Below are 860 nucleotides of genomic sequence, written 5' to 3'. Positions count from 1 at the left end.
GCCCTACGACCCGCCCCGCCAAGGACGCTCCACCGCGCTGCTGATCGCCGTCGCCCTGGTCGTCGCGCTCGGCGCCGGCGGCTCGGTCTACGCCCTGATGAGCGGGGGCGGCGACGACCGGGCCGACGGCGACCCCATGCCCACGCCGACGGCCTCCGCGTCCCGGAGCCCGGACGGGTCGGCTCCCACCGTCGACGCCGACCGGCCGACCCGTGACGGCACGATCCCGACGGCGTACCTGGGCACGTGGGCCACCACCATCGACAACGCCTCCGGCCTCCACACCCGCACGCTGACCATCCGGCAGGGCGAGGTGGGAGACACGGTCCTGTCCCTCGCCGCCGACGGCCCCGCGGGCAACGGCACCTACCACTGCGTCTTCGAGGCCGACCTGACCGACACCCCGGGCCCCGACGGCCCCGTGACGGTCGGTCCCTCCACGGTGACCACGGGCCCGTCCACCACCTGCACCCCGGGCGCACCCACGGAGGTCGCCCTCCTGCCGAACGGCGCCCTGCAACGCACGAACACGAAGACGGGCGAAATCCTGACGTACACCCGCCAGTAGCCCCCGGCGCCACAGCTGCGGGCAATCGTGCCGCTGGGGCGGCACGGGTGGGCGCAGCGGCACCCCGCCACGCCGGGCTGCGACACCCACCCCCGGCCCACTACAGCGCCGGTTCACCCGCCGGCTGACCTCACCGCACCAACCTCACCGCGAACCCAGCGGCACGTCACCGCGAACCCAGCGGCACGTCACCGCGAACCCAGCGGCGCGTCACCGCGGCTCCGGCGGCCGCTGCCGAGGCATGTTCGGCCGAGCCCCGTTCGCAGGCGCCGAGAACCGCCCCGCCCCGGCC

The 860-nt window shown here is 75.9% G+C and carries 1 pseudogene; it reads left to right on the top strand.

The annotated features are described in order from the left end of the window. A pseudogene (locus DMH12_RS38640) lies at nt 1-568 on the top strand (serine/threonine protein kinase); the annotation flags it as partial. Between the last annotated feature and the right edge of the window lie 292 nt (nt 569-860).

This window comes from Streptomyces sp. WAC 04229, from assembly GCF_003947455.1.
In the GTDB taxonomy this organism is placed as follows: Bacteria; Actinomycetota; Actinomycetes; order Streptomycetales; family Streptomycetaceae; genus Streptomyces.
This window is presented reverse-complemented; position numbering and strand designations above follow the sequence as displayed.